General features: G+C 64.5%; 26 protein-coding genes. 12 read left to right on the forward strand and 14 right to left on the reverse strand.

Features of this window, described 5'->3' with window-relative positions; all coding sequences use genetic code 11:
• Window positions 1-85: 85 nt before the first annotated feature.
• The 8 genes from adh to BMX67_RS03800 all read right to left on the reverse strand — a co-directional run bounded on the left by adh (window position 86) and on the right by BMX67_RS03800 (window position 10280).
• Window positions 86-1612 (reverse strand): aldehyde dehydrogenase, encoded by a 1527-nt coding sequence (gene adh, locus BMX67_RS03765; protein ID WP_090732609.1) that lies wholly within the window; start codon window positions 1610-1612, stop codon window positions 86-88.
• A 133-nt stretch (window positions 1613-1745) separates the two neighbouring features.
• Window positions 1746-2696 (reverse strand): GAF domain-containing protein, encoded by a 951-nt coding sequence (locus tag BMX67_RS03770; protein WP_175479801.1) that lies wholly within the window; start codon window positions 2694-2696, stop codon window positions 1746-1748.
• An 80-nt stretch (window positions 2697-2776) separates the two neighbouring features.
• Entirely contained in the window at window positions 2777-4015 is a 1239-nt protein-coding gene (locus BMX67_RS03775; protein WP_090732611.1) for an ABC transporter ATP-binding protein, read from the reverse strand.
• Window positions 4016-4039: 24 nt separating this feature from the next.
• The gene (locus BMX67_RS03780; RefSeq protein WP_090732886.1) at window positions 4040-5575 is read right to left on the reverse strand and encodes an alpha-amylase family glycosyl hydrolase; all 1536 of its coding nucleotides are present in this window, start codon (window positions 5573-5575) and stop codon (window positions 4040-4042) included.
• 1 nt (window position 5576) lies between these two features.
• The gene (locus tag BMX67_RS03785; protein ID WP_090732612.1) at window positions 5577-6710 is read right to left on the reverse strand and encodes a carbohydrate ABC transporter permease; all 1134 of its coding nucleotides are present in this window, start codon (window positions 6708-6710) and stop codon (window positions 5577-5579) included.
• On the reverse strand, window positions 6710-7705 hold the full coding sequence (locus BMX67_RS03790) for a carbohydrate ABC transporter permease (RefSeq protein ID WP_090732614.1): 996 nt from the start codon (window positions 7703-7705) through the stop codon (window positions 6710-6712). The genes BMX67_RS03785 and BMX67_RS03790 overlap by 1 nt, the downstream gene beginning before the upstream one ends.
• Window positions 7706-7773: 68 nt before the next feature.
• Window positions 7774-9063, reverse strand: coding sequence for an ABC transporter substrate-binding protein (locus BMX67_RS03795; protein WP_090732887.1), 1290 nt, complete (start codon window positions 9061-9063; stop codon window positions 7774-7776).
• Window positions 9064-9221: 158 nt separating this feature from the next.
• Window positions 9222-10280, reverse strand: coding sequence for a quinoprotein relay system zinc metallohydrolase 2 (locus BMX67_RS03800; RefSeq protein ID WP_090732616.1), 1059 nt, complete (start codon window positions 10278-10280; stop codon window positions 9222-9224).
• Window positions 10281-10422: 142 nt separating this feature from the next.
• Between BMX67_RS03800 and pqqA the strand changes: the two genes are divergently transcribed.
• The 6 genes from pqqA (at window position 10423) to BMX67_RS03830 (ending at window position 14420) form a co-directional block, all read left to right on the forward strand.
• Window positions 10423-10515, forward strand: a complete 93-nt coding sequence (gene pqqA, locus BMX67_RS03805; RefSeq protein WP_076522366.1) for a pyrroloquinoline quinone precursor peptide PqqA — start codon at window positions 10423-10425, stop codon at window positions 10513-10515.
• Between the two features lie 70 nt (window positions 10516-10585).
• Entirely contained in the window at window positions 10586-11467 is an 882-nt protein-coding gene (gene pqqB, locus BMX67_RS03810) for a pyrroloquinoline quinone biosynthesis protein PqqB (RefSeq protein WP_090732617.1), read from the forward strand.
• Window positions 11464-12216 (forward strand): pyrroloquinoline-quinone synthase PqqC, encoded by a 753-nt coding sequence (gene pqqC / locus BMX67_RS03815; RefSeq protein ID WP_090732619.1) that lies wholly within the window; start codon window positions 11464-11466, stop codon window positions 12214-12216. The genes pqqB and pqqC overlap by 4 nt, the downstream gene beginning before the upstream one ends.
• Window positions 12213-12512 carry a pyrroloquinoline quinone biosynthesis peptide chaperone PqqD gene (pqqD, locus tag BMX67_RS03820; RefSeq protein WP_090732621.1) on the forward strand — a complete coding sequence of 100 codons (300 nt, stop codon included), beginning with the start codon at window positions 12213-12215 and terminating at the stop codon, window positions 12510-12512. The genes pqqC and pqqD overlap by 4 nt, the downstream gene beginning before the upstream one ends.
• Window positions 12509-13642 carry a pyrroloquinoline quinone biosynthesis protein PqqE gene (gene pqqE / locus BMX67_RS03825; protein WP_090732622.1) on the forward strand — a complete coding sequence of 378 codons (1134 nt, stop codon included), beginning with the start codon at window positions 12509-12511 and terminating at the stop codon, window positions 13640-13642. Before pqqD ends, pqqE begins: the two co-directional genes overlap by 4 nt.
• A 4-nt stretch (window positions 13643-13646) precedes the next feature.
• A complete protein-coding gene (locus BMX67_RS03830) occupies window positions 13647-14420 on the forward strand; it encodes a quinoprotein dehydrogenase-associated SoxYZ-like carrier (RefSeq protein WP_090732624.1) in 774 nt (257 codons plus the stop codon).
• Between the two features lie 39 nt (window positions 14421-14459).
• Here the strand turns inward: BMX67_RS03830 and BMX67_RS03835 are convergent, their stop codons facing one another.
• Entirely contained in the window at window positions 14460-14768 is a 309-nt protein-coding gene (locus BMX67_RS03835; RefSeq protein WP_175479802.1) for an EF-hand domain-containing protein, read from the reverse strand.
• Window positions 14769-14987: 219 nt separating this feature from the next.
• On the opposite strand from BMX67_RS03835, the gene BMX67_RS03840 reads away from it, so the two are divergent.
• From BMX67_RS03840 to BMX67_RS03860, 5 genes are all read left to right on the forward strand, one after another.
• A complete protein-coding gene (locus BMX67_RS03840) occupies window positions 14988-15695 on the forward strand; it encodes a response regulator (RefSeq protein WP_090732625.1) in 708 nt (235 codons plus the stop codon).
• A complete protein-coding gene (locus BMX67_RS03845) occupies window positions 15695-16861 on the forward strand; it encodes an FIST N-terminal domain-containing protein (RefSeq protein ID WP_090732627.1) in 1167 nt (388 codons plus the stop codon). Before BMX67_RS03840 ends, BMX67_RS03845 begins: the two co-directional genes overlap by 1 nt.
• Entirely contained in the window at window positions 16851-18173 is a 1323-nt protein-coding gene (locus BMX67_RS03850; protein ID WP_090732629.1) for an ATP-binding response regulator, read from the forward strand. Before BMX67_RS03845 ends, BMX67_RS03850 begins: the two co-directional genes overlap by 11 nt.
• Window positions 18174-18273: 100 nt before the next feature.
• Window positions 18274-18891, forward strand: coding sequence for a hypothetical protein (locus BMX67_RS03855; RefSeq protein ID WP_090732630.1), 618 nt, complete (start codon window positions 18274-18276; stop codon window positions 18889-18891).
• Entirely contained in the window at window positions 18888-19226 is a 339-nt protein-coding gene (locus BMX67_RS03860) for a hypothetical protein (RefSeq protein ID WP_090732632.1), read from the forward strand. The genes BMX67_RS03855 and BMX67_RS03860 overlap by 4 nt, the downstream gene beginning before the upstream one ends.
• A 4-nt stretch (window positions 19227-19230) precedes the next feature.
• Here BMX67_RS03860 and ubiB read toward each other — a convergent pair whose 3' ends face one another.
• Both ubiB and ubiE read right to left on the reverse strand, forming a co-directional pair.
• Complete coding sequence (gene ubiB, locus BMX67_RS03865) at window positions 19231-20760, reverse strand: 2-polyprenylphenol 6-hydroxylase (protein ID WP_090732633.1); 1530 nt, start codon at window positions 20758-20760, stop codon at window positions 19231-19233.
• Window positions 20760-21506: a bifunctional demethylmenaquinone methyltransferase/2-methoxy-6-polyprenyl-1,4-benzoquinol methylase UbiE gene (gene ubiE / locus BMX67_RS03870; RefSeq protein ID WP_090732635.1), complete on the reverse strand. Its 747-nt coding sequence runs from the start codon at window positions 21504-21506 to the stop codon at window positions 20760-20762. Before ubiE ends, ubiB begins: the two co-directional genes overlap by 1 nt.
• A 76-nt stretch (window positions 21507-21582) precedes the next feature.
• On the opposite strand from ubiE, the gene mutM reads away from it, so the two are divergent.
• On the forward strand, window positions 21583-22428 hold the full coding sequence (gene mutM / locus BMX67_RS03875; RefSeq protein ID WP_090732636.1) for a bifunctional DNA-formamidopyrimidine glycosylase/DNA-(apurinic or apyrimidinic site) lyase: 846 nt from the start codon (window positions 21583-21585) through the stop codon (window positions 22426-22428).
• On the opposite strand, the gene BMX67_RS03880 is transcribed toward mutM, so the two are convergent.
• From BMX67_RS03880 to BMX67_RS03890, 3 genes are read right to left on the reverse strand one after another with little or no spacing between them, the layout of a single operon-like run.
• Window positions 22425-22868: a potassium channel family protein gene (locus BMX67_RS03880; RefSeq protein ID WP_090732637.1), complete on the reverse strand. Its 444-nt coding sequence runs from the start codon at window positions 22866-22868 to the stop codon at window positions 22425-22427. The two genes, mutM and BMX67_RS03880, sit on opposite strands and share 4 nt — an antisense overlap.
• A 43-nt stretch (window positions 22869-22911) precedes the next feature.
• Window positions 22912-23607 (reverse strand): 5'-nucleotidase, lipoprotein e(P4) family, encoded by a 696-nt coding sequence (locus BMX67_RS03885; protein WP_090732639.1) that lies wholly within the window; start codon window positions 23605-23607, stop codon window positions 22912-22914.
• A gap of 51 nt (window positions 23608-23658) precedes the next feature.
• Window positions 23659-24906: an MFS transporter gene (locus tag BMX67_RS03890; protein ID WP_090732641.1), complete on the reverse strand. Its 1248-nt coding sequence runs from the start codon at window positions 24904-24906 to the stop codon at window positions 23659-23661.
• Between the last annotated feature and the right edge of the window lie 66 nt (window positions 24907-24972).

Genomic DNA, 24972 nt, shown 5'->3' on the forward strand with positions numbered 1-24972 from the left:
GAACGCGTTCCGCCCCAACGCCTCAAGTCCCCCGCGGGTTGCGGGAACGCGCCGGGCCCGAAGGCCCGACCCGATTGCAGCATGATCAGAAGAAGCCCAGCTTCTTGGGGCTATAGCTGACCAGCATGTTCTTGGTCTGCTGATAATGATCCAGCATCATGCGGTGGTTTTCACGCCCAATGCCCGACTGCTTGTAGCCGCCGAAGGCCGCATGGGCCGGATAGGCGTGATAGCAGTTGGTCCAGACCCGGCCCGCCTTGATCGCGCGGCCAAAGCGATAGCAGGTATTCGCCTCGCGCGACCAGACGCCCGCGCCAAGCCCGTAAAGCGTGTCATTGGCGATCGACAGGGCCTCGTCATTGTCCTTGAAGGTGGTCACAGATACCACGGGACCAAAGATTTCCTCCTGGAAGACCCGCATCTTGTTGTGGCCCTTAAGGATCGTCGGCTTGATGTAATGGCCGCTGGACAATTCGCCGCCCAGATCGGCCGCCTCGCCGCCGGTCAGAACCTCGGCGCCCTCTTTGCGACCGATGTCGAAATAGGACAGGATCTTTTCCTTCTGCTCGCTGCTGGCCTGCGCGCCGATCATCGTGGCACTGTCGCGCGGGTCACCCTGCACGATGTCCTTCACCCGTTGCAGGGCACGGTCCATGAACCTGTCATAGATCGATTCGTGGATCAGCGCGCGCGACGGGCAGGTGCAGACCTCGCCCTGGTTCAGCGCGAACATCACAAAGCCCTCGATCGCCTTGTCGAAATAGTCGTCATCCTCGCGGGCGACATCCTGGAAGAAGATGTTGGGCGATTTGCCCCCCAGTTCCAGCGTCACCGGGATCAGGTTTTCCGACGCGTATTGCATGATCAGTCGACCGGTGGTGGTTTCCCCGGTAAAGGCGATCTTGGCGATGCGCGGATTGCTGGCCAGCGGCTTGCCGGCCTCCAGGCCGAAACCGTTCACGATGTTCAGAACGCCCGGCGGCAGCAGATCCCCGATCAGGTCGATCAGCACCATGATCCCGGCCGGGGTCTGTTCGGCGGGTTTCAGCACCACGCAGTTGCCGGCGGCCAGTGCCGGGGCCAGCTTCCAGGTCGCCATCAGGATCGGGAAGTTCCACGGGATGATCTGTCCCACCACGCCAAGCGGTTCGTGGAAGTGATAGGCAATGGTGTCGTGATCGATCTCGGAGATTCCGCCTTCCTGCGCACGCAGGACCCCGGCGAAATAGCGGAAGTGATCGACCGCCAGCGGCAGGTCGGCGGCCATGGTTTCCCGGATCGGCTTGCCATTGTCCCAGGTCTCGGCGGTGGCCAGCAGTTCCAGGTTGGTTTCGATCCGGTCCGCGATCCTGTTCAGGATATTGGCGCGTTCGGCGGCCGATGTCTGGCCCCATTTGTCCTTGGCGGCATGGGCGGCATCCAGCGCGGCCTCGATATCCTCGGCGCCGGAACGGGCAATCTCGCCGATTTCGCCGCCGGTGATCGGGGTGGTGTTGACGAAATAGCGTCCGGTCTTGGGCGCGACCCATTGCCCGCCGATGAAATTGTCATAGCGCTTGGCGAAGGGCATGACGCCGACACCCTTGAATTCATGTGCCTGATCGTTCGGCATGGTTGGCTTCCTCCTCTGATGTGCCAGGGCTCCCGTCCCTGGATATGACTTCAACCTTGGCCGTCAGCGGATTCGTTTCAACAGGACCAAGGTCGCGGTCGCGGGCAACTGTCTCACCGGTGAGACAGTGCCGTCATCTTTCGCCCAGACCCAGCCGCGCCATGCGCCGGTACAGGGTCGCGCGTCCGATCCCCAAGGCCCGCGCCGCCGCCGAGACATTGCCCTCGGCCCGGGCCAGCGCGCGGGCAACGGCGGCGCGTTCGGCCTTGTCGAACCCGCTGAGACTGTCATCACGGCCCAGCAGATCGGCCGCTGGTCGTGGCCGGAAATCGCCTTCGCGTTCCAGCCCCAGCGCGCGGCGGGCGGCCCGCGTCGCGCCAATGGCCAGATCGTCCTTGTCCACCGCCAGCAGCGTCGCCGCCTCGGCTGGATCGTCCGAGGCCAGGACGATCCGTGCTTTGGGAAAGCTGGCGCGAAAATAGACCGCCTCGATGGCGCGGGCGGTCTGGGCGACCTGCGCACCGATCAGCCGGTTATAGCGTTCGGTCTGATCGGCCCGCGCCGAACTGACATCCAGCGCCGCAAGCAACCGCCCGTCCGGCCCCCAGATCGGCGCGTCCATGCAGGACATGCCGGTGTTGCGAGTGTGGAAATGTTCGTCGCGATGAATGGTGATCTGGCGCCCCTCGGCCAGACAGGTGCCGATACCATTGGTGCCTTGCGCGGCCTCGGACCAGTCGGCGCCCTGCCACAGACCCCAATCGCGAAATTGCGCCGCATCCGCGTCGCTGACCCGTTGATCCAGCACCACGCCGGTCGCGTCGGTCAGCAGCACATTGCAGCCCGACAACCCGACCAGCGTATACAGCTGATCCAGTTGCGGGGCGGCGCAGGTCAGGAACTGTTCCATCAGCAGGCGCCGCTCGGCCAGTTCAGCATGGCTCAGGCGGTCGGGGCGGCGTCCCGCGCCCGGATCCAGCCCATAGCGCATCAGCGACCGGCGCCAGGACGCCGTCAGGGCCGAGCTCGCGGATGCGGATTGCGACCGCTCGGCCACGATATCTGCGTGGCTGCGTTGCGTCATGATTCCTCCCAGCTTGGGAAGATTATAGCAGATGCGCGGCGCGGCAGGCTGCGACTTTGGTCGAATAGGCCGACGGTTGCCTAGCGGGCCGGGCCTTCGGGTTTGATCGTGCCACCCTCGATCCGGTCATCGCCCGTATCGGACCTTCCGGGCATGGAGGCCGCGCCGTCCGCGCCCCCCACGCTGCCCGCCGCGGCGGTGGTTCTGGGCCGGTACGGCGGCAGGTCCGCGCCATCACGATACAGCAGCGATTGCCCGTCATGGAACAGGTGCAGCGCGTGGGGATCGGCGGTCAGGCGCACCGTCTTGCCATTCAGCCCGGTATGGATGCCCGGCAGCTTGGCGATCACCGGCACGCTGTCCTGATTGGTGCCGAAATACAAAAGCGTCACCTCGCCCAGGGCTTCGGTCAGATCGACCTGCCCTTCAAAGATCGCATCGCCGTCGGTTTCGCGCATATCCTCGGGGCGGACGCCCAGATTGACGGCCATGCCCTGATCGCCCTCGCGGGTCGGGATCGCAACCTGCGCCACGCCGCCGCCATCCAGCGCGACGGTCGTCATGTCGCCCACCGCTGTGACCTTGCCGGGCAACAGGTTCATCGCCGGGCTGCCGATGAACTGGGCGACGAATTCATTCACCGGCCGTTCATACAGTTCCAGCGGCGCGCCGACCTGCGCGATGCCGCCCCCCGCCAGAACCACGATCCGATCGGCCAGCGTCATCGCCTCGGTCTGGTCATGGGTGACATAGATCATGGTCCGGTCGGGCATGGATGCCTTCAGCTGCGCGATCTCGATCCGGGTGGCGACGCGCAGCGCCGCGTCCAGATTGGAAAGCGGTTCGTCGAACAGATAGACCTTGGGGTCGCGCACGATAGCCCGGCCGATGGCCACGCGCTGTCGCTGGCCACCCGACAGCGCCTTGGGCAGGCGATCCAGATAGGGCGTCAGTTGCAGCATCTTGCCCGCGCGGTCGGTCGCCTCGCGGATCTGGTCCCTGGACTGCCCCGCGATCTTCAGCGCGAAGGCCATGTTGTCGCGCACCGTCATATGCGGATAAAGGGCATAGGACTGAAACACCATCGCGATGCCGCGCTGGCTGGGCGGGATGTCGTTCATCCGCTGGCCGTCGATCTGCAGCGTGCCGCCGCTGATCCGTTCCAGCCCCGCGATCATCCGCAACAGCGTCGATTTCCCACAGCCCGAGGGGCCGACGAAAACGATGAATTCGCCCGATGCGATGGTCAGGTCGATATCGCTGAGGACCTGAACGTCGCCATAGGATTTGGCGACGCCTTCCAGTTTCAGATCGGCCATCCGGTTTCCTCCCCTGAACCTGCCCTAGCCTTCGATGATCTGGACCTGCCAGGGCGCAAGGCCGGCGGCCTCGTCATCCGACAGGTTGGCCCTGATCCGAAGGGTCTGCTCGCTGTCTGCGCGGATGAAGGACAGGACCGGCCCCTGGGCCGACATGTCCGACATGCTTCCCAATCGCAGCGCGCTGTGCTTGTTGCGCAGCCCGATCGCCCACCGATAATGATGCAGGACGGACTGGGCGTCGGCCTCTTGCCCGACGACGGTGCGTTGCAGATGGGCATGGGGCACCGGCAGCCATGGCTGGCTGGTCGAAAAGCCGCCATTCACGCCCATGTCCCAGACCATCGGCGTCCGGCACCCGTCGCGGCCCTTGTATTCAGGCCAGAACTCGATGCCATACGGGTCGCGCAGATCCTCGAACTGCAATTCGGCCTCGGGCAGGCCCAGTTCCTCGCCCTGATACAGGCAGACGGAACCGCGCAGGCACATCAGCACCGTCGCATAGGCCTTGGCCGCCTGATCGCTCAGATTCCAGCGGCTGATATGGCGTGCGACATCATGGTTCGACATCGCCCAGCAGGGCCAGCTGTTCGGCGCCGTCGCCTGCAACTGGTCAAAGACCTGCACGATCCGCGCGGCGGGCAGATCCTCGCCCGACAGGAAGTCGAACACATAGGACATCTGCACCCGGCCCGGCACGCCGGTATATTCCTCCAGAAGTTCCAGCCCGCGTTCGCTGTCGCCGATCTCGCCCACCACGACCGCGCCGCGCGGCGCAAGCTTGGCGGCAAAGCGTTCCAGAAAGGCCAGATTTTCGGGCTGCGACTTGTCGTATTTGTGGCTTTGATGGTTATAGGGGTTCACTGCGGGCGCGGTGTCGGCCTTGCGCAGTTCCGGGGCCAGCGGCGGGTTGTCGCGCAGCTGGGCATCGTGGAAATAGAAATTGATCGTATCCAGACGAAAGCCGTCGACGCCTTTGTCCAGCCAGAATTCGGCCATCTGCAACAGCGCGTCCTGCACCTCGGCATTGTGGAAATTCAGATCCGGCTGCTGGCTTAGAAAGTTGTGCAGGTAGTATTGTTCGCGCCGCGCATCCCATTGCCACGCGCTGCCGCCAAAGATCGACAGCCAGTTCGTCGGCACCGTGCCGTCGGGCTTGGGGTCGGCCCAGACATACCAGTCGGATTTCGGGTTGTCGCGGCTGGCGCGGCTTTCCTTGAACCACGGATGCTGGTCCGAGGTATGCGACATCACCAGATCGATCATCACCTTCAGGCCCAGATCATGGGCCCGCTCGATCAGCCAGTCGAAATCCTCCATCGTGCCGAACAGCGGGTCGATGCCGCGATAATCGCTGACATCATAGCCGAAATCCTTCATCGGAGAGGTGAAGAAAGGCGATATCCAGACCGCATCCACCCCCAGCGAGGCGACATAGGGCAGGCGCTGCGCGATGCCTGCCAGATCGCCAACGCCATCGCCGGTCGTGTCCTGAAAACTGCGGGGATAGATCTGATAGATGATCCCGCCCTTCCACCATTCCGTCTTGTTTTCCGTCAAATCATCCACCTTTCACGGATCCGGCCAGCAGCCCGCGGACCAGATATTTCTGCATTGCAAAGAACACGATCAGCGGCACCGCGATCGAGATGAAGGCCGAGGTCGCCAGAATTTCCCATTCCCCGCCTTTCGAGCCCATCAATTCGCGCAGAACGCCGGTCATCACCAACTGTTCCCGCGTGTTGCCCAGAAACACGGTCGCAACCAGCAGATCGTTCCACACCCACAGGAACTGGAAGATCGCGAAACTGGCCAGCGCCGGGAAGGACAGCGGCAGGATGATCCGGCGGAAAATCTGGAACTCGGTCGCGCCATCGACGCGGGCGCTTTCGATCACCTCGCGCGGCAAGCCGACCATGTAGTTGCGCAGCAGATAGACCGCGAGTGGCAGGCCAAATCCGGTATGGGCCAGCCATATCCCCAGATAGCCCTTGCCGATGCCGATCTCATTATGCAGCCTCAGCAGCGGGATCAGCGACACCTGCAACGGCACCACCAGCAGGCCCACCACGGCGGCGGTCAGGATCGCGCGGCCGGGAAATTCCATCCAGGCCAGCGCATAGGCCGCAAAGGCCGCGATCAGGATCGGGATCACCGTCGCCGGGATCGTCACCGTCAGCGTGTTCATGAAGGCGCGGCCCAGCCCCTCGGCGGTCAGGACGCGCTGATAATTGCCTGTGGTGAATTTCGGCGGCACCTCGGTGGTGGTAAAGATTCGCTCGCCGCGCCGCATCTCGAACGGTTCGGGCGAGGTCAGGCGATAGCTGCCATCGGCATTGACGGTCAGTTGCCAGCCATCCTCGATCTCGGTCGTGTCGCCGGGCTGAAACCGGGCCGGGTCGCGCGCGCCGGTGCCCCAGGCGACCAGCGTCTGATCGCCCTCGGTCACGTTCCCCTCGATGACGTACAACCCACCCTCCTGCACCGCATCGTCATCGGTGCCGGTGCGCACAAAACCGGTCTGTTCGGCCGCGGAAAACGACTGCCACCAGCCGCTGTTGGCGATCTGGTCGCGATCGCGGAACGACGACACGAACAGGCCCAGCGTGGGAATCGTCCACAGCAGAACCAGAAGGAAGGCACAGATATTGACGACCCATACCAGCGTGGATTTCTGTCCGGCCATCCCGTCCATCAGCGGACCTCCTTGCGGGCGTTGCGGATGTTCCAGACCATGATCGGCGTCACCAGAATCATCAGTACGATGGCAATGGCCGAGCCGCGCCCGTAATCGGGGCTGCCACGGAACATCCAGTCATACATCAGGTTCGCCAGAACCTGCGTGCCCCATTGGCCGTTGGTCATGACAAAGACGATGTCAAAGACCTTCAGCACGACGATGGTGATGGTGGTCCAGACCACGGCGATCGTGCCCATGATCTGCGGCACCTTGATCTTCATGAAAACCTGCAGCGGGCTGGCGCCGTCCAGAATCGCGGCCTCGATGGTTTCCTCGGGGATGCCGCGCAGGGCCGCCGACAGGATCACCATCGCAAAGCCGGTCTGGATCCAGACCAGCACGATCATCAGGAAGAAATTGTTCCACGGGATCAGCGTCAGCCAGATCTGCGGATCGCCGCCCAGCCGCGTCACGATCCAGTTCAGCAGCCCGATCTGGGTTTCGCCCTCGGCGCGGAATTCGTATATGAACTTCCAGATCACGCCCGCGCCGACAAAGCTGATCGCCATCGGCATGAAGATCAGCGACTTGCCGATATTGCCCCATCTGATCCGGTCGGTCAGCTGCGCCGCGATCAGCCCGAACAGCGTGGACAGCGCCGGCACGACCAGCAGCCACAGCATGTTGTTGCGCATGGATTCGCGGAATTTCCCGTCGCCCAGCAGCCAGGTATAGTTGTCGACACCGACGAAACGGCTGCCGGTGGAGTTGTGCAGCGACCGCCACAGGCTGTCGATGACCGGATAGACCAGATACATGGTCAGAAACAGGATTGCCGGGCCCAGAAACAGCCAGGGCCGTATCTGGTTGGCCTTGCGGATATTGTCGCCCGCATTCGGCCCCTTGGGCGGGTAGATCGTATCAAGGACCATATTCGATCCCCAGAACCACGCCACGCATCCGAAGACGCCGATGGCGATGGTGCTGATGGCCAGCCAGAACAGTTCCATCCCGTTACCCCCGCTTTGCTATGGCGCGGCGCGGGGTCTGCCCGCGCCGCGCCCTATCTTGGGTGGTGCTACTTGATCGTGTCCCAGGTCTGCTGGATCTGGTCGCCGACCTCTTGCGCGGATTTGCCGCCGGTGAAATCGACCATGCCGGTCCAGAAGGCGCCCGCGCCGATGGCCCCCGGCATCAGGTCCGACCCGTCAAAGCGGAAGGTCGTCGCATCCTGCAGGATCTGACCCATCTTTTGCAGCGTCTCATCGCCATAGGCGTCGGTGTTGACGCCGGTATGAGGCGTCAGGAAGCCCCTTTGCGCCATCCAGATCTCATGCGCGGCGGGCGTTTTCAGGAAATGGATGAAGGCCAGCGCGGCCGGATTGTCGGACAGCGCCGAAAACAGCGTGCCGCCGCCCAGAACCGGTTGCCCCAGATCACCCTCGGCGGGGGCCGGGAAATAGAAGAAATCGGCATCCAACCCGATCTCGACCCCTTCCGGGAAGAAGGACGGGATGAAACTGGCCTGACGATGCATGAAACAGGCGGGCGGGCTGTCGAACAGACCTTTCGGGCTGTCGCGGAAATCGGTCGAGGCCACGGCCCCGGACCCGCCCGCGACATGATCTTCGTTCTTGGCGAACCAGCCGAATTCCTCGATCGCGGCGACGACCTTGGGATCGTTGAAGGGCAGGTCGTTGGTGGTCCAGGCGTCGTAATCCTCGGGGCTGTTCATGCGCAGCATGATATCCTCGACCCAGTCGGTCGCGGGCCAGCCGGTCGCCCCACCCGAGCCCAGCCCGATACACCAGGGCGTTTCGCCATCCGCCACGATCTGTTCGGTCAGCGCCTTCAGATCCTCGTAGGTTTCGGGAACCTCATAGCCCATGTCCTCGAAATTCTCGGGGACATACCAGACCAGCGATTTCACATCCGCCTTGTAGGGAAAGGCATAGGTATGTTCGGCCCCGTCCGCACCTTCATAGGTCGACAGCGCGGCCCAGCTTTCGCCGGCGGCGTAATTGTCCCTGATCCACTGGCCGGTCTCGTCGCCCAGATCGGTCAGATAACCCTTTCTGGCCAGATCGGCGGCCAGGCCGGGTTGCGGAAACACCGCGACATCGGGGGGCGAGCCTGCCTCGCTGTCGATGACGATCTGCTGCTCGAAACTGTCCGACCCGGAATAGTTGACCGTCGCCCCGGTCGCATCCTCGAAATAGGGAAAGATCGAGCTGAACAATTCCTGATCCGGGCCAAGCCAAGGGCCCAGCACGGTAAAGGACTGGCCTTCAAGATCGCCATGCGCGGCTTTGAAATCCTCAAGGCTTTGCCAATTGATGCGGTCGTCGCTGCCCGGCTCGATCACCATCTGCGCCTGCGCCAGACCCGCCGTCAGCGCCAGCACCGCCACGCTTGTGTAGAAAGTCTTCACATCGTCCTCCCTGATTTTTCCTGAAGCTTCTGCGCCAAATCCCCGCACGTCAAGTTATCGCTATCACCCAGACAAGTTTCAGTGGTACAGCGCCGTCATTCCCATTCCAGTTCCTTGAAGGCTGCGGTGGCGTCGCGCGCGACCGTCGGGGCAAAGGCGTTCCAGCCGGGTTCAAACGGCGCAAGATCCTGCGCGATCTGTGGCACGGCGGCTGACATCGGCTTGCCCGCCGCGATCTGCGCCCGCGTCGCATCGGCCAGCGCGACCAGAAACGCGCGTTGCGGACCGATGGCGCTTTCCCAATCCTGCGCCACAGGCCCATGACCCGGCACGATCAGGCGCGGCATCGGGCTGGGCGGCAGCCTGTGCCAGTCCAGCCATCCGGTCAGCGATCCATCGACCACCGGGGTCAGGTCGCGAAAGACCAGATCACCGGCAAACAACACCTGTTCGCGGTCGTCGCGCACCATCAGGTCATTGTCGGTATGCGCGGTCCGGGCCGGAATCAGGCTTAGCACACGCCCGCCCAGATCGATCTGCGCCACGTCACGGACCGCATGATCGGGCAGCACGACCCGCGTCCCGATCATGGCTTGCGGCGAATACAGCCGCGCCAGATTTTCCAGATAACGATCCTGCCGGAAAGTCAGCGAATTGGGCAGCGCATGATGCCCCCAGATCTGCGCGCCCGCCTCGGCAAAGACCGAGGCACCCAGAACGTGATCGGGATGCATATGCGTCAGGATCAGATGACTGATCGGCTTGTCGGTGATCTGCCGCAGCGCAGCATAAAGCATCTGCCCCTGTATCCGCGACACACCCGCATCAATCACCGCGACCGACAGATCACCAACCACGACGCCCAGATTCGCGATCTGTCCGCTGTCGCTGTCCTCAAGCTGCCGTGTTTCGCCCAGGTGAACGAAAACCCCCGGCGCGATCTGGTCCAGTTTCAGCGTGGGCAGCTTGTCGGCGGGCAGGCATGTCGTCGCCTGCCCCGCAAGTTCGGGATGGTCCGACAGCCAGTTCCGGCTGATTCGGTCTGCGCCGTTCTGGCAGGATTTCATGTCGTCGGCCTGCCCCTGCGGCAACAGGATCGGGCCGCAGGCACCGGGTTGGGTGACAAGACAGGCGGTCAAAATGAGATGGATCATTGCCGAACCTTCCCGTTTCAGGGCCGCATCGGGTTAATAAATCCAACATGCGACCTTGGTCTTGTTGACCCACCCTGCATCCCAACTACCATAAAATCCAGTCGTGATCTGTCACGGCAGCTGATCTAGGAGGAGGAAACCGATGGCCTGGACCAAACCGACCCTGAAGGAAATCGCCTGCGGCATGGAAATCAACATGTATGCCCCGGCCGAGGACGAGCCCGTCCTGTTCTGATCCGGACAGGGCATTCAGGACACGGCCCTGTCCGAACCGCTCGGGCAGGGCCGTTCGCATGTGAGGGCGCATGAAGATCATCATTCTGGGCGCGGCTGCGGGCGGTGGGCTGCCGCAGTGGAATTGCGGCTGCGCAAATTGTGCCGCGGCGCGGCATGGGCGGATCCCGTCGCTGACCCAAAGTTCCATCGCGGTCAGCGCGGATGGGGGTGAATGGGCGATCCTGAACGCCTCGCCCGATATCCGGATGCAACTGGCCGCGACACCGGCGCTGCATCCGTCGGGGCCGCGACAGATGCCGCTGCGTTCGGTTCTTGTGACCAATGGTGATATCGACCATGTCGCGGGTCTGCTGACCCTGCGCGAAAGCCAGCCCTTCGATCTGTTCGCGACCGCCGCGATTCACGACGCGCTGGCGCAGAACCCGATGCTGACCGCGCTGCGCGACGATCTGGTGCCGCGCCGGACGGTCGCGCTGGATCAGACCATCGACCTTCTGCCGGGCCTGACCGCGACGCTGTTTGCGGTGCCCGGCAAGGTGCCGCTGTATCAGGAAGGCGCCGTGGTCGAAACCGGGCTGGTCGGCGAAACCACCGTCGGGGTCGAACTGCGCAGCAAGGATCGCCGCGCGCTGTATATTCCCGGTTGCGCCGATATGCCCGACTGGCTGGCCGACCGCATCAGCGGCGCGGACGCGCTGCTGTTCGACGGCACCCTTTGGGAAGATGACGAGATGATCCGCATGGGGCTGGGCCAGAAAACCGGTCGCCGCATGGGGCATATGTCGGCGCAGGACAGCATCCGCAGCCTTGCGGACCTGACCATCGGACAACGCATCTTCGTGCATCTGAACAACTCGAACCCGCTGACCGATCCCGACAGCCCGCAAACCGCCGAAGCGCGTGCGGCCGGCTGGCGGATCGCCCGCGACGGAATGGAGATCGCGCCATGAAAGACCTGCCGCAGGGACCGCAAGGCCGCGACGATTTTGAAGCCCGTCTGCGGGCCATCGGGGCCGAACGCTATCACGACCGGCACCCGTTCCACGCCCGGCTGCATGGCGGCGACTGCACCCCGGATCAGGTCCGCGCCTGGGTCATCAACCGCTGGATGTACCAGTCGCGCATCCCTATGAAGGACGCCGCCTTCATGTCACGGGTCGAGGATCCCGCCCTGCGCCGCGCCTGGCGCAAACGGATCGAGGATCACGATGGCGGCGTGACCGAAGGCGGCGGCATCCGGCGCTGGCTGGCGCTGGCGCAGGCGGTCGGGCTGGACCCCGATTACGTCGCCAGCGGCGCGGGCATCATGCCCGCCACCCGCTTCGCCGTGGACGCCTATGTGCGCTTTGTCCGCGATATGCCGCTGTTGGATGCGGTGGCCGCCAGCCTGACCGAATTGTTCGCCCCCCGGATCCATGCCCAGCGGATCGAAGGCCTGCTGGCGCATTACGATTTCGCCGATGACAGCAGCCTCGCCTATTTCAAAAAACGCCTGACCGAGGCCCCCGAGGATGTGAAATTCGGTCTGGATTACGTGCTGACCCATGCCGATACCCGCGAAAAACAGGATGCGGCGGCGGCGGCGCTGATCTTCAAGACCGATGTCCTGTGGGCCCAGCTGGACGCGCTGTGGCACGGCTATGTCGAGCGCAATATTCCCCCCGGCGCCTGGCGCCCCGGCGAAGGGATGGCCCGATGACCGCCGCCCCGCTGATCGCGCCCGAAGACGTGCCCTATCTGCCGCGCGGCGTGCGGCTGCAGGATGATCGCGTGCGCGGCATCCGGGTGCTGCAGGCCCCGGAACGGGCGATGCAACTGGATGCGATCGGCGATGCGATCCTGTCGGAGCTGGACGGAAAACGCAGTCTGGACAGCATCGCCGCCGCGCTTGCCGCCCGCTATCACGCCCCTGTCGAACAGATCGCCGGCGACATCCGCGACTTTCTGACCGGCCTGATCGAAAGACGCATGGTCTTCGTGAAGGACGCGCCATGAAGGACCAGCCCGCGCCACATGATCTGGACGGCAACCCCGTCACGCCGGGCCTGCCGATGGCGATGCTGGCCGAAATCACCCATCGCTGCCCGCTGGCCTGCCCCTATTGCAGCAACCCGGTCGAACTGACCCGCGCGGCACAGGAACTGCCGGCCGAGGATTGGGGCCGGGTTTTCCGCGAGGCCGCCGAACTGGGCGTGCTACAGGTCCATATCTCGGGCGGGGAACCGGGGGCGCGGCGCGATCTGGCGCAGATCGTCGGCCATGCCCGCGATGCGGGGCTTTACGTGAACCTGATCACCTCGGGCATCGGGATCACCCGCGACCGGCTTCAGGAACTGGACCGCGCAGGCGTCGATCATGTGCAATTGTCGCTGCAGGGCATCCGCCCCGACATGGCCGACCGGATCAGCGGTCATCCCGGATCATGGGACAAGAAGATGGGCTTCGCCGATTGGGTCACCCAGATCGGCTTTCCCCTGACGATCAACGCCGTCGTCCACCGCCAGAACATGGAACGCCTGCCCGACATGATCGCGCTGGCCGAACGGCTGGGCGCGCGCCGGATCGAGGTCGCGACCGTCCAGTTCCACGGCTGGGCCGACCTGAACCGCGCCGCGCTGATGCCGACGCGCGATCAGGCGGGCTTTGCGCGTCAGGTGGTCAATGACGCCCGCTTGCGGCTGCGCGGGCGCATGGTCATCGACTATGTTCCCGCCGATCACCATGCCGTCTATCCCAAGGCCTGCATGGGCGGCTGGGGCAGCACCGGGCTGAATGTCGCGCCGGACGGATCGGTCCTGCCCTGCCACGCGGCGCAATCCATCGGCTGGATGCGGTTCGACAATGTCCGCGACCGCAGCCTTGGCGAGATCTGGCACCATTCGGACGCGTTCAACGCCTTTCGCGGCACCGAATGGATGGCCGAACCATGCCGATCATGTGAGCGGAAAACCGTGGATTTTGGCGGCTGCCGGTGCCAAGCTATGGCATTGGCCGGGGATGCACGGGCCACCGATCCGGTCTGTTCCAAATCCCCGCTGCATGCGCAGGTCGTCGCACGCGCCGAACAGGATGCGGGCGCAGACAGGACGGAATTCGTCTATCGGCGCATGAAAAAGGGAGGATGAGACGATGAAAGCATGGCTTCTGGCCGGGCTTTTTCTGGCCTCGCCCGTCTTGGCGCAGGAAAACCCGTTGCAGCCATCCCAGACATGGAACGACCTGCGCGAAAGCGTCGTGGGTCTGTCCGCCGAACCGCCTTTGGACCCCGCGACACTTGATCTGGACGCGCCGACCCGCGCCCATGATGCGGCCATCGTTCCGATCCGGCTGACGCAGCCCAGCGATGCCGCGCCACTGACCGGACTGACCTTGGTGATCGACGAGAATCCCGCCCCCGTCGCGGCGGAATATTCCTTCGGCCCCGCCCTGATGCCCCTGGACTTCGAGATCCGGGTCCGCGTCGATGCCTATTCCGATATCCGCGCGATTGGCGACCGGGCGGATGGGTCCAAGGTCATGGCGGGGCGCTTCGTGAAGGCATCGGGCGGCTGTTCGGCCCCGGCGGGCAAGGACATGGCCGCGGTCGAATCCAGCATGGGGCAGATGCGCTGGAAAACCGCCACGGCCGATGGCCGCACCATCGGCACGCTGATGATCCGCCACCCGATGTTTTCGGGACTGCAGCGCGATCAGGTCACGCTGTTGAACATTCCGGCGAATTTCATCGACAAGCTACAGGTCCGTCAGGGCGATGAGCTGCTGTTTTCCATGCAGGCCGGGATTTCCGTCAGCGAGGATCCGGTTTTTCGCTTTGCCTTTGACCCCAATGGCCAGCCGATCACCGTCCATGCCGAGGATCTGGATGGCCATGTCTGGGATCGGACCTTCGCTGCGAACAGCTAGGCGGTCGGGGCCGCGGCTGCGCGACCCCGTTGGTGGGCGTCAGCCCTTCTTGCGCGGCTTCGCCTGCGACAGTTCGGCCTTGGTCAGCACGCCGTCATTGTTGCGGTCCAGACGCTGGAACATCCGTTCGGGGTTGCCGCGCCTGGCATCGTCGCGCCTGTCGTCATGATCGTGCTGCGGACGCTGCGCAGCCGCCCTGATGAATTCGGCCTTGGTCACCTTGCCATCCTTGTTCAGGTCAAGCCGCTGCATCATCGCGGCGGGATCCGGCCGCGTCTCATGCGCCGACGCGGCGCCCGCGATCAAAACCGACAGCCCCGTCAGGGCAAGAATAAGTGCTTTTGTCATCATCTGGTCCTTTCCAGTCGCCGCGATCTCTGTTGCGGCTGCGCGGTCCTAGCCCGGCGCGGGGAAACCCATCGGAAACGGCGGCCGGTGGCGGTGTCTGATCACACCGAAGTCGTAGATCGGGCTTGCTTTGTGACAGACCCCGCCTAGAATTGATGTATCAGACGGTCCCGCCGGGGAGGGGCGGTGCCGTCTTTCAAAGGTTTGGGAGGAGCCGCGATGACTGCCGCAGCAATGCAGCCCAAGGGGCCGCAGGCGCCACGGCCAAATGCGGATCAGGTCCGCGAAATTCTGATCGTCGACGACCATCCGCTGATGTGCGACGCGCTGGCGCTGACGCTGAAGATCAGCTTTGGCCTGCGCAATGTGCGCACCGCGCGCAGCCTCGCCGCCGCCGTGGAACAGATTCGCGATCAGGGCGAACCCGATGCCGTGATCCTTGATCTGAACCTGCCCGACGCCCGCGGGGCCGAAGGGTTGGTGACGCTGCGCCGGCAATTGCCCGATGTCCCGATCACGATGATTTCGGCCGATCTGGAAACGGCGATGATCTCGGCCGCGATGGCGGCGGGGGCGCAGGGCTATATCAGCAAATCGCTAAGCCGCGAGGCGCTGGTCGACAGCCTGCGCCGCATGTGGGACGGCGAGTTCGTCACCCCGGAAGGCTATCAGCCCGATCAGGCCAATGCCGAGGATGAGGCCCGCGCCGAACTGGCGCGCCGTTTTGCCACGCTGACGCCCCAGCAGATGCGCATTCTGCGACTGATCTGCCAAGGCAAGGCCAACAAGGAAATCAGCTATGAACTGTCCATCGCCGAAGCGACCGTAAAGACCCACATCACGGCGATCATGTCCAAGATCAATGCCCGCAGGCGAACGCAGGCGGTGCTGTTGGCCAATACCATCCGGTTGTTCGAGGCCAATTGATGAATACCGCCCCGGCCGTGAAGGAGGGTCCGGCCGGGCCGGTGGTCGTGCAGGCCGACCGCAAGGCCCCCAATCTGGCTGCGCGCCTTGGGGCCGGTCTGCGCGCCGCAAATCCCGCCTTCGTGTTGCTGTTCGGCGCGGCGGGACAGCAGCTTGCCGAGCTGGGCGACAGCCTGCGCGATGGACTGCCCGATGACTGCATGGTGGCGGGCTGTTCCTCGGCGGGGGAAATCGGGCCTGACGGCTATAGCAGCGACAGCGTGGTCGCGATCGGCTTTCCGCGTGACAGCTTTCGCGCCAATGCACTGATCCTGAAAAATCTTTCGTCGCTTCCGGTGTCGAACTGGATGGCATCGCTGCGGCAGATGAATGCGGGCTTTGCCGCCGATCCATCGCGATCCAGCTTTGGCATCCTTCTGGTCGACGGCGTGACCGGGCAGGAAGATGCGCTGGTCGCCACGGTCGAGGCCGCCCTGCCCGCGCTGCCCGTTATCGGAGGCTCGGCCGGCGACGGGCTGGAATTTCGCAGCACCACCCTGTTTCTGAACGGCGAACTGCATCAGGACGTGGCGATTTTTCTGCTGATCGAAACCGATCTGTCGGTCAGCGAGGTCACGTTTTCGCATTTCAGCCCCACCACCACCCGCGCCGTCGTCACCGCCGCCAGCCCGGATCGGCGGCAGATCCTTGAACTGAACGCCGAACCCGCCGCCGAGGAATATGCCCGCCTGACCGGCATCCCGCGCGACCGGTTGACGCCAACGGATTTTGCCCGCAGCCCGCTGCTTTTGCGTACGGGGCAGCGCCATCATGTCCGCGCCATCAGCGAAGCCACCCCGGATGGCGGTCTGGCCCTGATGTCGGCCATCGATACCGGCACCGTCCTGACCCTTGGCCGCAGCGAGGATCTGACCCAAGGCTTTACCGAGGCGCTGGAATCGCTGCCGCGTCCGCCGCTGATGATCCTTGGCTTCGACTGCATCCTGCGCCGGCTTGCGCTGGAACGCGCGGGTCGGGTCGCCGATATGTCGGGGATCTTTTCGCGCTTTCGCGTGATCGGTTTCAACACCTATGGCGAACAACACAGCGGGATGCATGTGAACCAGACATTTGTCGGGCTGGCCTTCATGCCGCCTCCATCGGACCGACCCATAGATGCTGCGTGACGACGATCCGCCCGAACGGCAGGTGGCCAAGCTGCGGCGCATTTCGGATGTGCTGATCGACAGGATCGACCGGCTGGAAGCGTCGCGTGGGTCGGCATGGTCGATGTTTCAGGCCGCCGTCGCCCTGGAACAAGAGGTGATGGCCCGAACGCGCGAACTGGAACAGGCGATGGCCGATCTGTCGCAACGCAACCGCGAACTGGCCGTCGCACGCGCCGCCGCCGAAGAGGCGAACCGATCCAAGACACGTTTCCTGCGCGCGGCCAGTCATGATCTGGTGCAGCCGCTGTCAGCCGCGCGGCTGTTCTTGTCGGCGCTGACCGACACGCCGATGGACGATCAGCAGAAAGAACTGACCCAGCGGCTGTCCGGCGCCTTCGAATCGGTCGAACAGCTGATGCATGCCGTCTTGGACATTTCGCGGCTGGACAGTCAGCGGATCGAGTTCAACCGCCAACCCGTCGCGCTTGGCGATCTGTTTCGCAGGCTGGCGGCCGAATTCGCGCCGATGGCGCAGGCCAAGGGGCTGCGACTTGGTTTCGTGCCGACCGATGTCGTGGTCGAAAGCGATCCGATCTTCCTGCGGCGGATCGCGCAGAACCTGGTTTCGAACGCGATCAAGTATACCCATACAGGCGGTGTCGTCGTCGGCGTGCGGCGGCGCGGCGCGGTCGGCTGGCTTTGCGTCTTTGACAGCGGCATGGGCATCCCCGCCGTCGATCGCAACCGGATCTTCGATGAATTTCAGCGGCTTGGGCATGATTCAGGCACGCCGGGAATGGGGCTGGGCCTGTCGATCGTGCGCCGCGCCTGCGCCAAGCTGGGCCATCCGATCAGCCTAAGCTCCGAGGCGATGCGCGGCACGCTGTTCCGCGTCGGACTGCCCCTGATCGACGGCGATGCGCCACGCCGCAGCACGCCGCAGGATGCCGCGATCCGGCGCCTGCGTGGGCGCGTCGCGCTGGTCGTGGAAAACGACGATGCCATGCGCCGCGGCTACGAGATGATTCTGGCGGAACGGCTGGGCATGATCCCGCGCGTCACCGGCGGCACCGCCGAGGCGCTGGCGGCCATGGGCGACGAACCGCCCGACGCGATCATCGCCGATTACAGCCTTGAGGGCGGCGATACCGGAATTGCGGCCATTGATGCGTTGCGGGCGGCGGCGGCACGTCCGGTTCCGGCCGTCGTCGTGACCGCCCATCGCGACCCCGACATCGCCCGCGCCTGCGCCGCGCGCGGCGTGCCCCTGCTGGAAAAACCCGTCCGCCCCTCGGAACTGGGCGAGGCGCTGGTCGATCTGCTGCGATGACGGGGCTGCGACCAAGGGATGAGAACGCCGTCACAGCGCTTTGTCGCGTCCCGGCCCCGGCGCAAACTCGGCTCAACCGAAACCACCGAAAGGCCCACCGATGAGACGCCCCCATGATCTGGCCGCGCTGATCCTTGGCCTGGTCCTGTCCGCCCCCGCATGGGCCGGCGAGGCGGGCGATGCGGTCTTTGCCGAACGCGGTCCCTGGGCGCTTGGCGATCAGGTGCTGACCTACCGGATGCAGGTGCAGGGACCGCAGGTCGACGGGTTTCTGCCCGTCGCCGATGGCAGCCTGCAACTTGCGGAAACCATCGACCCTTCGGACAATCAGCCGGTGTTGCAGGTCGTCCAGAAGACCGACGATCGCAGTCGCAAGATCGGGCCGTTCCCGGTTTCAGGCGGTGATCCGGTGCTGACCTTCTTTCTGGAACAGACCACCCGCGACATGGCGGCGCTGACCGGGGGCAGCCCGTTCTATATCCGCAACCGGATCAAGGATGCGGTCTTCCGGGGCGGCGACATCACCCCCGATCAGAACGGCCGGACCGCGCGGTTCCAGCCCTTTGCCGATGACCCGAACGCCGAAAGGATGCACGGCTTTCAGACGCTGACCCTGACGTTTCATCTGGACGACGATCCCGCCCGGCCCATCCGGGAAATGCGCGCCCGCACGCAGGGCGAGACGCCGGGCTATGACCGTCACATGGTTCTGAAATGAGGGCGGCGGTTCTGGTGCTTGCGATGATCCTGCCCGCGACGCCGGGCATGGCGCAGGCGGTGAACGATTATCCGACCAATGCGCGGGCCGAATATGTCTTTGCCTGCATGGCGACCAATGGCCAGACGCGCGACATGCTGGATCGGTGTTCCTGTGCCATCGACCAGATCGCCTCGGTCCTGACCTACAAGGATTACGTGCAGGCCGAAACCGTGCTGCGGATGCGGCAGGTCAGCGGCGAACGCGCTTCGATGTTCAAGGGCATGGCGCAGATGACCGAAATCGTCGCCAGACTGCGCCGCGCCGAGGCCGAGGCCGAGATCCTGTGTTTCTGATCCGTCAGGCCAGCATCATCCCCAGACCCAGCCCGACGACCAGCGTCGCGGCACCCGCCGCCATCGCGACCCAGGGTTTGCGCGACGGCACCGCCGGCGCGGGCCGGGCATGGGCGCGTTCCCACAGGATCTGATCGACCAGATTGGGCAGCAGCGGACCATACCGCCCCAGCGTCTGCACCACCTTGGCCGTGTCCTTGGCAATTGCCCGCGGACCCAGATTTTCCTTGATGTAATCCGACACGACAGGCTTGGCCGCGTCCCAGATATTCAGCTGCGGATCCAGCGACCGGGCCACGCCCTCGACCACGACCATGGTGCGTTGCAGCAGGATCAGTTCGGTCCGCGTGGGCATGCCGAACCGCTCGGTCACTTCGAACAGATAGGCCAGCAGGCTGGCCATCGAGATGCGGCTGGCATCGGCGCCGAAGATCGGCTCGCCCACCGCGCGCAGGGCGCGGGCGAACTGGGTTTCGTCACGGTCGCGCGGCACATAGCCCGCCTCGAAATGGACGCGGGCCACGCGGCGGTAATCGCGCTGGATAAAGCCGTACAGGATTTCGGCATAGACGCGGCGGGTATATTCGTCGATCTCGCCCATGATGCCGAAATCATAGGCGATCACATCGCCATTCGCCGCGACCTTCAGGTTGCCGTGATGCATGTCGGCGTGAAAGAACCCGTCGCGCAGCGCGTGCTGCAGAAACAGCTGGATCACGCGCTTTGCGATCTGGCTGACATCATGGCCCGCCGCGATCAGCGCCTCGCGGTCGCCCATCGGCAGACCCTCGGCCCAGTCCGAGGTCAGCACCCGCCGCCCCGACAGGATCCAATGCGGTTCGGGGATCTGGAAATTGTCGTCGTTGCGGGTGTTTTCTGCAAATTCCGACGCGGCGGCGGCTTCCAGGCGCATGTCCTGTTCGCCGGTCACCACGCTTTGGAAATGGCTGACCACATCGCGCGGGCGCAGGCGGCGGCTGCCGGGTGACAGCGTCTCGATGATGCCGGCGGCGAAATGGAAGGCATCGATATCGCGGCGGAAGGCGGCAGCGATGCCCGGACGCAGCACCTTGACCGCGACCTCGCGGCCGGTTTCGCGAACGCGGGCGCGGTGAACCTGCGCGATCGAGGCCGCCGCCACGGGCTCGGAAAATTCCGAGAACAGCGCATCGACGGGCTGACGCAGTTCGGCCTCGATGATGGCCTTGGCCTGATCGGTCGGAAACGGTGGCAGCCGATCCTGCAACATCCGCAAATGGCCCGCCAGTTCCGGGCCGACCACATCGGCGCGGGTCGAAAGGATCTGGCCGAACTTGATATAGGCCGGACCCAGCGCGGTGATCGCGCGGGTCACCGGCGGCAGGTTCGGATCGCCCTTGTAGCCCAGCCAGCGAAACGGCCAGCCCATCACCCGCGCCGCCACCCGCAGGCGCGGCGGCGCATCGACGGCATCCAGCGCGACACCCATCGCGCCGGTGCGTTCGAAGGTGGCGCCTGTGCGGATCAGCCGCAGGATGTTGTGCGGTCCGCGCATTAAAGCTTCCAACCCGAATGCAGGGCGGCAATGCCCATCGACAGGTTGCGCCACTGTACCCGGCCAAAGCCCGCATGGCGGATCATGTCGGCAAACCTGTCCTGATCGGGAAAGCGGCGGATCGATTCGACGAGATATTGATAGCTGTCGCGGTCGCCGGTCACGGCCTGCCCCATCGCCGGGATGACGTTAAAGCTGTAGCGGTCATAGGCCCATTGCATTGCGGGAACCGGGATCTGGTTGAATTCCAGAACCATCAGCCGCCCGCCGGGGCGCAGCACGCGATAGGCCTCGGCCAGGGCGTCGGGGATGCGGGTCACGTTGCGGATGCCGAAGCTGATCGTATAGCGGTCAAAGCTGTTATCGGCGAAGGGCAGCCGCATCGCGTCGCCCGTGACCCAGGCAAGCCTGTCGTCCAGTTCCACGGCCTCGGCACGCTTGCGCCCCTCGACCAGCATGGATTCGGTCATGTCGCAGACGGTAACGCGGGCCTCGGGGGCGCGATCCAGAAACCGAAAGGCGATATCGCCGGTGCCGCCCGCCACGTCCAGCAGATGCTGACCGGCCCGCGGGGCCAGCCAGTCCATCATCGCGTTCTTCCAGACGCGGTGGATTCCCGCGCTCATCAGGTCGTTCATCAGGTCGTAACGCGAGGCGACACGCGAAAAGACGCCGTGAACCATGCCCGCCTTGGCGTCTTCGTCCACCGTCTGAAAACCGAAATGGGTTTGTTTCTTGTCGCTCATCACGCTTGCCGTTTATCCGCCTAGTCGCCAGATAAGCCTGACGCATCGCGCGCACAATGCAGCGAAAGGACCAGGATTGCCAGAACTGCCGGAAGTCGAAACAGTCAGGCGCGGCCTTCAGCCGCATCTGGAAGGCCACCGCATCGCCCGCGCCGAAATGCGCAGGCCCGATCTGCGCTGGCCCATGCCCGTGGATCTGGTACAGGTGCTGACCGGGGCCACCGTCACCGCGCTGCGGCGGCGGTCCAAATACCTGCTGGCCGATCTGGACCGGGGCGGGATCCTGCTGATGCATCTGGGCATGTCGGGCCGGATGCTGGTCGAGGGGGCGGGGCTGGCGGGCTTTCACCGCGATCCCGGCATCATCGCCCGGCACGATCACGTCGTCCTGACGACCGAGGCCGGGACCACGATCACCTTCAACGACGCACGCCGCTTTGGCATGGTCGACCTGATCCGCGAGGGCGACAGCCACCCGTTGCTGGATCATCTGGGGCCGGAACCGATGGATGCCGCCTTTTCGCCCGCCTATCTGGCGGCGCGGTTCGATGGACGCCGGGCACCGGTGAAACAGGCGCTGCTGGATCAGCGCATCGTGGCCGGGCTGGGCAATATCTATGTGAACGAGGCGCTGTGGCGGGCCGGCATCGACCCGCGCCGCGCGGCGGGCCGGATCGGAATGGCGCGGCTGACCACGCTGGTCGGCCACATCCGGGATGTGCTGGACGAGGCGATCGCGGCGGGCGGTTCATCGCTGCGCGATCACCGGCAGGCCTCGGGCGAGCTGGGTTATTTCCAGCACAGCTTTGCCGTCTATGACCGCGAGGGCCAGCCATGCGGCAAGGCGGATTGCCCCGGTACGGTCCGTCGCGTGGTGCAATCGGGGCGGTCCAGCTTTTACTGCCCGACCTGTCAGCGTTAGGAAGCTCGGTCCCGCCAGTCGCGCTGTTTCTGGTGAATGCGGCGCAGGGTTTCGATCAGCGTGGCCGACAAAAGCCCCATCAACAGCAGCCCGTTCGCCGCCGCCAGACCGCCCAGAATTCGCCACCCCGGCGGCGGCACCAGATCGCCCAGCCCCAATGTGGTAAAGGCCACAAGCGAAAAATAGACGCTGCTTTCCAGGGTCGGAAATACATCCAGCGCCACGAAGGCCAGCGCCCAGATCCAGACCGATATGGTCATCATGACCATCGTCCACAGCATCGCGACGACCAATGTCCCCATCAGCTTTGGGCCATGTGGCGGCCGTGACAGCCAGTCGCGCCAATGTCCCAGCAGATAGGACAACCCCCACCAGCCCGCCGCGGCGATGACCGCGCTTGTCACAATCAGCGCGCTGCCCAGCAGCAGTTCCGTCAACATCCAAATCGTCCCCGGATCACCTGCCCCATTTCAGCAGCAGCGATCAGACCTTGTCCAGAACCGGCGCGATCCAGGGGCGCAGATCGGCCTCCATCCAGGTGCCATGGGCGGCATTGGGAAAAACGATCCAGTCTTCGCCGAAACGGTCCGCATGTGTTTCGGTCAGGCGGTGCTGGTCATCCAGATCGACACCGGCAAAGGCCCCGTGGAAGTCATGCAGCGTGTCGCCCAGCTGCAAGATGATGCGGTGCGCTGCCTCGATCGCGGCGCGACGCTCGGCCTTGGGGGGGCCGAACAGCTGAACCTGTTCGGCGCGAACCTGCGGCAGACCCAGCTTCGACAGGGTTGCAATGGTCGCCAGCTTGTTTTCATCGAACCGGTCGGAGACATAGAAAATGGTCACGCCCAGACGGTCGGCCAGCGCAAAGAATTCGGCCGCGCCGGGGATCAGATGCGGGTCGCCTTCGCGTTCCCACAGCTTCCAGGTGTCCAGATTGTCATGCCCGCCATTGTCCATCGCGTGGGCCATGACGGCGCTGTTGTCCAGAATGGTTTCGTCGATATCGCTGACCACGGCCAGACCCGCGCCCTGACCGCCATTCCCGGCAACCGCCGCCTGCAGGCGCAGCGTGGCCAGCACATAGCATTGCCGTTGCAGGGCCCGAACCTCGGCCGAGCGCTGTTGATAGCGAACGGCGATGGCGTGTTCGCGGGGGTGGCGTCTGGTCGTCTGGGTCATTCTGGCATCCTTTCCGGGCGCGGCAGACGCTAGGCCCGCCGCGCGGAAAGGTCAAACCGCGGCGGCTGTCGGCAGACGTGCCGGGGCCTCGCGGATGGGCAGGTGGATCAGCGCGCTGATCGCGCCGACGCCCACGCCGACCCACCAAACCAGCGTGTAATCGCCATAGGCATCATACAGCGCGCCACCCAGCCAGACCCCAAGGAACGACCCGATCTGATGGCTGAGAAACACGAACCCATACAGCGTCCCCATGTAACGCAGCCCATAGATATGCGCGACCAGACCCGAGGTCAGCGGCACCGTCGCCAGCCACAATGCGCCCATGACCAGCGAAAAGACGATGACGCTGGTCGGCGTGATCGGCATCAAGATAAAGGCCGCCGCCGCGATGGTCCGCATGGTATAGATCCCGGCCAGCAGGTATTTCTTGGTAAACCGCTTGCCCAGCCACCCCGCGTAGATCGAGCCGACGATATTGGCCAGTCCGATCAGGCTGATCGCCGCCGCGCCCAGGGCCGAGGTGCTGGTGATCCCGATGCTGGCAAGCGTGCCCAGGGGGCTGATGGGGCCGCACATCTCGGTAATCATGGCCGGAAAATGCGCGGTGATGAAACCCAACTGATAGCCGCAGGAAAAGAAGCCGATAAAGATCATCAGATAGGACGGGTCGCGAAAGGCGCGGCGCAGGACCGTGCCCATGCTGTCGTCCAGTTCGGTGCGTGTCGCCGGGCGGCCGCCGCCCAGCATCGGCAGAAAGACCAGACAGGCCAGCACCATGACACCGAAGATGATGAAGACGGATTGCCATGTGTAATAGGCCAGCAGGATTTCGGCCAGGGGCGCGCCAAAGACCTGCCCCGCCGACCCCGCCGCGGTGGCGATGCCCAGGGCAAGGCTGCGGTTTTCGTCACTGGCCGCGCGGCCGACCACCGCCAGAATGACCCCAAAGCCTGTGCCCGCGATGCCAAATCCCACCATCACCTCCAGCATCTGCATCGAAGCGGGTGTCGTGGCATAGGCCGACAGGATCAGCCCCAGTGAATACAGCATCGCGCCCAGAATGATCGACCAGCGATCCCCCCAGCGTTCCGCCAGCGCTCCGAAAATCGGCTGACCGATGCCCCAGGCAAGGTTCTGGATCGCGATGGCCAGGCTGAATTCGGCCCGCGGCCAGCCGAATTCCTCGCCGATCGGGATCTGGAACACGCCGAAACTGGCGCGCATCGCAAAGTTGATCAGCAGGATCAGCGATCCACCGATCAGAACGGGGGTGAACAAACGGGCAGAGGCGGTCATGGCAGGCTTTCATCGCGACAAACTGCCACAGGCTTGAAGCCTTGCCGCCGGAATCTCAAGCCTGAC

The sequence above is a fragment of the Paracoccus homiensis genome (genome assembly GCF_900111675.1).
Taxonomy (GTDB): domain Bacteria; phylum Pseudomonadota; class Alphaproteobacteria; order Rhodobacterales; family Rhodobacteraceae; genus Paracoccus; species Paracoccus homiensis.

What these genes read in the sequence shown, in the direction of transcription:
- BMX67_RS03890 (WP_090732641.1), bottom strand. Translation starts at nt 24,906, where the DNA reads ATGACCGCCTCTGCCCGTTTGTTCACCCCCGTTCTGATCGGTGGATCG.
- BMX67_RS03840 (WP_090732625.1), top strand. Translation starts at nt 14,988, where the DNA reads ATGACTGCCGCAGCAATGCAGCCCAAGGGGCCGCAGGCGCCACGGCCA.
- adh (WP_090732609.1), bottom strand. Translation starts at nt 1,612, where the DNA reads ATGCCGAACGATCAGGCACATGAATTCAAGGGTGTCGGCGTCATGCCC.
- BMX67_RS03775 (WP_090732611.1), bottom strand. Translation starts at nt 4,015, where the DNA reads ATGGCCGATCTGAAACTGGAAGGCGTCGCCAAATCCTATGGCGACGTT.
- BMX67_RS03770 (WP_175479801.1), bottom strand. Translation starts at nt 2,696, where the DNA reads ATGACGCAACGCAGCCACGCAGATATCGTGGCCGAGCGGTCGCAATCC.
- ubiE (WP_090732635.1), bottom strand. Translation starts at nt 21,506, where the DNA reads ATGAGCGACAAGAAACAAACCCATTTCGGTTTTCAGACGGTGGACGAA.
- pqqA (WP_076522366.1), top strand. Translation starts at nt 10,423, where the DNA reads ATGGCCTGGACCAAACCGACCCTGAAGGAAATCGCCTGCGGCATGGAA.
- BMX67_RS03850 (WP_090732629.1), top strand. Translation starts at nt 16,851, where the DNA reads ATGCTGCGTGACGACGATCCGCCCGAACGGCAGGTGGCCAAGCTGCGG.
- pqqD (WP_090732621.1), top strand. Translation starts at nt 12,213, where the DNA reads ATGACCGCCGCCCCGCTGATCGCGCCCGAAGACGTGCCCTATCTGCCG.
- BMX67_RS03845 (WP_090732627.1), top strand. Translation starts at nt 15,695, where the DNA reads ATGAATACCGCCCCGGCCGTGAAGGAGGGTCCGGCCGGGCCGGTGGTC.
- pqqE (WP_090732622.1), top strand. Translation starts at nt 12,509, where the DNA reads ATGAAGGACCAGCCCGCGCCACATGATCTGGACGGCAACCCCGTCACG.
- BMX67_RS03785 (WP_090732612.1), bottom strand. Translation starts at nt 6,710, where the DNA reads ATGGACGGGATGGCCGGACAGAAATCCACGCTGGTATGGGTCGTCAAT.
- BMX67_RS03795 (WP_090732887.1), bottom strand. Translation starts at nt 9,063, where the DNA reads ATGGTGATCGAGCCGGGCAGCGACGACCGCATCAATTGGCAAAGCCTT.
- BMX67_RS03885 (WP_090732639.1), bottom strand. Translation starts at nt 23,607, where the DNA reads ATGACCCAGACGACCAGACGCCACCCCCGCGAACACGCCATCGCCGTT.
- BMX67_RS03880 (WP_090732637.1), bottom strand. Translation starts at nt 22,868, where the DNA reads ATGTTGACGGAACTGCTGCTGGGCAGCGCGCTGATTGTGACAAGCGCG.
- BMX67_RS03835 (WP_175479802.1), bottom strand. Translation starts at nt 14,768, where the DNA reads ATGACAAAAGCACTTATTCTTGCCCTGACGGGGCTGTCGGTTTTGATC.
- pqqC (WP_090732619.1), top strand. Translation starts at nt 11,464, where the DNA reads ATGAAAGACCTGCCGCAGGGACCGCAAGGCCGCGACGATTTTGAAGCC.
- BMX67_RS03830 (WP_090732624.1), top strand. Translation starts at nt 13,647, where the DNA reads ATGAAAGCATGGCTTCTGGCCGGGCTTTTTCTGGCCTCGCCCGTCTTG.
- BMX67_RS03800 (WP_090732616.1), bottom strand. Translation starts at nt 10,280, where the DNA reads ATGATCCATCTCATTTTGACCGCCTGTCTTGTCACCCAACCCGGTGCC.
- BMX67_RS03790 (WP_090732614.1), bottom strand. Translation starts at nt 7,705, where the DNA reads ATGGAACTGTTCTGGCTGGCCATCAGCACCATCGCCATCGGCGTCTTC.
- pqqB (WP_090732617.1), top strand. Translation starts at nt 10,586, where the DNA reads ATGAAGATCATCATTCTGGGCGCGGCTGCGGGCGGTGGGCTGCCGCAG.
- ubiB (WP_090732633.1), bottom strand. Translation starts at nt 20,760, where the DNA reads ATGCGCGGACCGCACAACATCCTGCGGCTGATCCGCACAGGCGCCACC.
- BMX67_RS03860 (WP_090732632.1), top strand. Translation starts at nt 18,888, where the DNA reads ATGAGGGCGGCGGTTCTGGTGCTTGCGATGATCCTGCCCGCGACGCCG.
- BMX67_RS03855 (WP_090732630.1), top strand. Translation starts at nt 18,274, where the DNA reads ATGAGACGCCCCCATGATCTGGCCGCGCTGATCCTTGGCCTGGTCCTG.